The sequence below is a fragment of the Gemmatimonadota bacterium genome (assembly GCA_026705765.1).
Taxonomy (GTDB): domain Bacteria; phylum Latescibacterota; class UBA2968; order UBA2968; family UBA2968; genus VXRD01.
The window spans coordinates 1-5,271 of sequence record JAPPAB010000016.1; the positions used below are offsets into that span (position 1 = coordinate 1).

The following is a 5,271-nucleotide window of genomic DNA, read 5'->3' on the forward strand; positions in this document are numbered from 1 at the left end:
CAAAAAATATAAGGGACTGCGATTTAAAAAAATTGTGAGAATAAAAATGCTGGCAAAAAAATATGTCAGCACTTGCAAGACCTGCGCAAATCCCTTGCCGGGGACTTCGCGGGAGATTTCAAATGTCTGATAAACGGACAGCGCGGCATTCAGAAATGCCTCAACCACCCAGACGCCGATGATCACGGTCATGACCCAAATAGCATCCCGAATAATCGCTACGTAATAATCGCGATCTTCTGCTGTCATTCCTGCAAATGGCAAGTCAGCCAAAAGGTAGATGACTACTGCTGGGGCCAGATGTGCCAATCGGTCCAGAACCCGATGCTCCACACATGCATCGTTCCAGGGTATTTGCGTTTTTGCAAGCACGTACTTTAGCGTTCGCAGGGCTATGCGCTTCACGATAAAATCGGCAATCACACTGAGTGCCAGAATGCACAGCCCCACCAATAAAGGTGCGATCCAATTTTTAGCTATCTCTGGTTCGACATCCAGACTGAGTAACCAGTTGTAAATGATCTCCAGCATTATGATTACCTTTCAGCGCCCTATATTTTGAGGGTGAAGCCGTCCGCGCTCCTATCCTTGAGTGTCCCGATCCTTGAGTCTTTGGCAGTCGTGATGCAGAGACATTCGTCCCAAAGGGCCTGTGAAGCTCATTCTCTTTTCAACCTTGCTTGTATTGGCGTTATTAAGTGACCAATTTGATCTACTGGCGGGGTTCACCTAAAGCCCCGGACCAACAGGCAAACGGCCTACCTTTTCTCTCATCTCCTTTGAAGAAAGCCAGATAGGTCATGACATCGTAGGCGATGAATTCCCGTTCGTCCGGATTTACCTGTGCCATGCGGTGGACCCGCCGCCATGTACCAGAGTTGAAGTAGATCTGATCGAGGCGTTTCTCATTGGGAAAGGAAGCGTCCAACGGGATGATTTCATGATGATGGGTGTGGCCGTAAATCACGTAGCGCGCTTCCCGGTTCTTGAACGCCTTCTCCCTGGCCGCGTTGGCATAATAGGATTCATTTCCACCGCTCATTTGCTCGTTCCACCAGGACGCCAGAGCACCAGCCGTGCTCAGTGAGATACCTTTGGAGAATTTGAGGGCGATTTGCAGCTTATCTACACTGTCCCAGGGGTTGAAGAAAGAATCGCGGTCTTTGACAAAATCCAATTTGAGAAAGTCATCGACTAAATCGTCCCATATGCCTTTGACCTTTTTGACCTGGCGTTTAGCGACACCGGTCTTTTGCAATAAGGCGTCAATCCAGATGGGGATAGCGGTCAAGGGGCGAACATTATCCAGTTCGCGCAGACCGTCGAGACAGGCTTGGGGAAGTTCTGCACCCATCTGGTCGCTGATCTCCAAAGGGAAGCGGTTCAACAACTCAACAACGATGCAGTCTCCCAGGGAGGATTCATCGCGGTCTTCGGCAAAATTGAACGCGTCGTAAATATCGCCGTGGCGCGCGGACACTTCGTGCTCGCGCAATACCTGAGCGAGTTCTGCCGACTCTTCCGGGTCATGGGGAAACCCCACTTTGTAGTCATTGGCCAGACCGATTGCCTGGACGACATTTTGTCGTAGCGGATCGTACGAAGCTCCGGGAAGGTGGTAGAACCAGTCGTGGTTCCCCACCATATAGTGGATTTTGACCTTTACGGGAAGCGGGTCTTCTTCATAGCTTGGTTGTTGACCTGTAGCGTCGGACGGCGGCAGGGTAAGTCCGTTGTGCTGGGAGATGTTTTTGAGATAAACCAGAGAAGGTTCGTTATGTCTTAGAATTGCGTCACTTACGTCCTGTACCTTTTTGATGAAGGCGTCGTTTGAAGGATCGCTCCAGGGACGCGCCTTTGAGTCTTTTTTTAACCAGGCAGTTGATCGGATGACATCAAGTATATCCCCCAACAAGAGGATATCAACGCGTTCTACAGGCCGATAGGTGTTGTTTTGACGGAACGAAGCATCCAATGCCAAGTCCCGGATCCGCTCGGTGAATATCCTGAAGGCATTTTTTTTAATGGTTTGGCCGGATGTGCCATCGGTCAAATGCAGGTCACTGATAATAACTAACATAGAGTACCTTTTTTTCTTTGAGAACGTTGGGCTGTATGAGCCACGGAAGGACATAAGAATGTCTGAGCCTATCAGCATGACGGTTTTGGTATTCGATGACGATGCTCATGTCAGGTCTTCTATTGGGAAGTTTCTCGTTGCGAGGGGACATAGATACGATTTCTTCTGTTTGGTTACCATTAGAACCTCCGATGCCTTGCTGTCCCTTGCATTTTTGTCTTGAATTGCGGGACATAATATGCTTATTGTGTGGAATGAAAGCAGAGGCATACTTTACCCGTCAAAGCAAACGTATGCCTCTGACAGTATCACCAACCCTTAAAAAAGTTGGCTTAACAAATAATTTCTATTCTTAGATGCTCGTTGTCGAGTATTTCTTTTCACACAATTCACACAGTTGAGGGACGCGATGGTGAATGGGTTTGTGGCTAATAGGATAGCCACACATCTGAAACAGCTATATAACAGTAGCAAAAATGGAAAGAATAGCTGGCTGAAACTACAGGTTATTGAGGCTGAAACAGGCGTCAGTCGCCAAACAGTGAGCAGAATTCTCAATGGGAAGACGAACAGGCTCTATTACAGAACCGCCGTGAATTTGGCAGACTATATTGAAAAGGAAACAAAGGGCAAGGTATCAGCAGCCTACTTGCTCAATGAGTCAAAGAAAAATTATGCGGGTGCAGATTTGAAAGGGACGGATTTCTCGGGTGAGGATTTAACGCACTTCAATTTTGCCCAAGCAGATCTTACCGGAGTCAACTTTGAAGGGGCAACGCTCGACTACTCAGATTTTACCGCTGCGAGGTTGAAGGATGCAAATTTTAATCGTGTAACTGGGACAGGTACGAATTTTACTGGAGCAGTTGCAACAGGTGCTACGTTTAAAAATTTTCAGGCACGATTTTGGAATATGACTGGACTGCGAATGAGTCGTGGCGAAATGTCTTCAGGATATATAAAAGCTGGCATGCACGGTGCAAATATGCAGGGCGTAAAGGTCAGTCAGATGGAATGGCGGGTAGATGGCTCTGCCTCAGTTGGGTTACGTTTGCCTTACGATATTGATTTTTCGGGATTTACTCTGGGACTTGTGAATAACACTCTGGTGGCTGTACTTGTCTATCAATTGTTCCGCAATCACCCATCGTGGAATAAATTCAGCCAAATTATCGATTTCATTCTCGGACAGCAATTCAGAACTGTGGAACCCGATCATAGACCCTGTTACAATGGTCTGGTTCATTTTTTGCAGACTGAATTGCCAGAGGTGGAAGATGAGTTATTAGAGGGATTTCAAAGGTATCCAGCGATGCAAATATACGAACGATATATGCTGGCAATAATCGAGCGCAATATCAAAAATTTAGATCAAGCATTGGATTTACAAAGTTCGTTTTACGCTGTCCTTTTTCCCAATATTGTCAAGTCGATAGTCAGAAAGTTTAGAAACTAAAATAAAATGGGAGGACCACATGGCAACCGGCGTAAATCAAACAGCACTCGCCAATCTGAGAAAGCAGATCGCACAACTGTGTCGTGATTTGGAGGAGTTCAGGATTGATCACGTTGCCGCTATAGACTACGACAAGTTGACCAGGTTGACGGAATCAGAACATCATCTCTATAATCTGGATGCAGAACTAAAGGTGTTTAAGAAGTAAGAGGACATGAGTGGTACATAAAAAAAGAGCGAGTTAAAAAAGACTCGCTCTTTTTCATTATATATATGCACATCCCACATTTACTTCACGTTGTGATAGTCCCTGTACCACGCGACAAAATTTGCAAGTCCTGTTTCTATGGACGTTGAGGGATTGTAGCCCACATCTCGCACGAGATCCGATACATCTGCTGCATTGTCCTGTACATCTCCAGGCTGCATGGGCAAATCTTTTCGGATGGCTTTTTTGCCCAGCAGGTCCTCTAATAGCGAGAGAAAATACTCCAGTTCTATGACGTTGTGATTACCGATATTGTAAATTCGATACGGGCTGGAACTCGATCCTGGATCGGGACATTTTCCCGTCCATTTGGTATCTGGCTTTGCGGGATTTGACAGTAGGCGAACTATGCCTTCGACAATGTCGCCGACGTACGTAAAGCTGCGGCGCATTTTTCCGTGATTATAGACTTTGATGGGTCGATTTTCCAATATGGCTTTGGTCCACAAGTAGGCGACAAAATCCGGACGTCCCCAGGGTCCGTACACAGAGAAAAAGCGCAATCCCGTAGTCGGGATGCCGTATAGATGGCTATACACATGGGCCATCAGTTCATCTGATTTTTTTGTCGCTGCGTAAAGGCTGATCGGATGATCGACGTTTTGACGGACGCCATGAGGCGTGGTGGCGTTCAAGCCATAAACGGAACTCGACGAGGCATAGACCAGATGTTGGATGCCGCAATGGCGACAGCCTTCCAGGATGTTGAGGAAGCCCAGGACATTGCTTTTGACAAAGGCCTGGGGATTTTTGAGGCTATAAGGCATACCCGCCTGACCTGCGAGATTGATGACATGAGAAAAGTTTTCTGCGCGGAAGAGGTTTGCTACCCCCGCTTCGTCCTCGAGGTGCATGCGGACAAATTTGAATCCGCTTTCCCGCTTCAGGATAGATAGGCGGTCTTCTTTGAGCTGGGTGTTGTAATAGTCGTTTACATTGTCCAATCCGACTACCGAATGACCCATTTCGAGCAGTCGTCTGGAGAGATGAAAGCCAATAAATCCCGCAGCACCTGTTACGAGTACGCGTCGCGCAATATCGGTCGTGTTCAATACTTATCCTTTCAATACAAAATATAATCTCTCCGATAGAGTTTTTTTGAGGACAGGTCTTCAACACATGCCCTGTCGCGATTATCCACAATATAGTCCAGAGCCAAAAGGGTGTCAACGAACCATCTTAAATTACATCTCGCGTCAGCGCGAAGTATTGATCTGATGACTTGCGACACAGAAGCCCAACACGAAAAACGCCATCAGCTATTTTGCTGATGGCGTTTATGCGTACCTCCGCTATTTAACGGCTCAGCACATCGGTTTCAACCCATTGACCAAGCCGCTAAATACGCTCCTCAGGTCTCCTACCCACAACATTCATAGCGTGCGTGAGCTGTCCTTATAAGGAGACTCAAACGCTACAGATTTACTTCAAGATCAACATCTTGCGCGTGTCCAAAAATTCACCTGC

5 protein-coding genes are annotated in these 5,271 nt (G+C 46.9%); 2 read left to right on the forward strand and 3 right to left on the reverse strand.

Going from position 1 to position 5,271, the window contains the following annotated elements:
- Together OXH16_01990 and OXH16_01995 are read right to left on the reverse strand one after the other, a co-directional pair.
- Positions 1 to 531, reverse strand: a 531-nt coding sequence (locus OXH16_01990; protein MCY3680138.1) for a hypothetical protein, incomplete at its 3' end; no start/stop codon positions are given.
- Between the two features lie 181 nt (positions 532 to 712).
- Positions 713 to 2,080: a hypothetical protein gene (locus OXH16_01995; GenBank protein ID MCY3680139.1), complete on the reverse strand. Its 1,368-nt coding sequence runs from the start codon at positions 2,078 to 2,080 to the stop codon at positions 713 to 715.
- Positions 2,081 to 2,504: 424 nt separating this feature from the next.
- Here OXH16_01995 and OXH16_02000 point away from each other — a divergent pair, with 424 nt between their 5' ends.
- Together OXH16_02000 and OXH16_02005 are read left to right on the forward strand one after the other, a co-directional pair.
- The gene (locus tag OXH16_02000; GenBank protein MCY3680140.1) at positions 2,505 to 3,536 is read left to right on the forward strand and encodes a pentapeptide repeat-containing protein; all 1,032 of its coding nucleotides are present in this window, start codon (positions 2,505 to 2,507) and stop codon (positions 3,534 to 3,536) included.
- A gap of 19 nt (positions 3,537 to 3,555) precedes the next feature.
- Entirely contained in the window at positions 3,556 to 3,744 is a 189-nt protein-coding gene (locus OXH16_02005; GenBank protein ID MCY3680141.1) for a hypothetical protein, read from the forward strand.
- Between the two features lie 80 nt (positions 3,745 to 3,824).
- Here OXH16_02005 and OXH16_02010 read toward each other — a convergent pair whose 3' ends face one another.
- A complete protein-coding gene (locus OXH16_02010) occupies positions 3,825 to 4,856 on the reverse strand; it encodes an NAD-dependent epimerase (GenBank protein ID MCY3680142.1) in 1,032 nt (343 codons plus the stop codon).
- Positions 4,857 to 5,271: the final 415 nt, after the last annotated feature.

Bases quoted from the DNA above. Each gene is read 5' to 3' on its own strand.
- OXH16_01995 (MCY3680139.1), bottom strand. From the start codon at position 2,080: ATGTTAGTTATTATCAGTGACCTGCATTTGACCGATGGCACATCCGGC.
- OXH16_02005 (MCY3680141.1), top strand. From the start codon at position 3,556: ATGGCAACCGGCGTAAATCAAACAGCACTCGCCAATCTGAGAAAGCAG.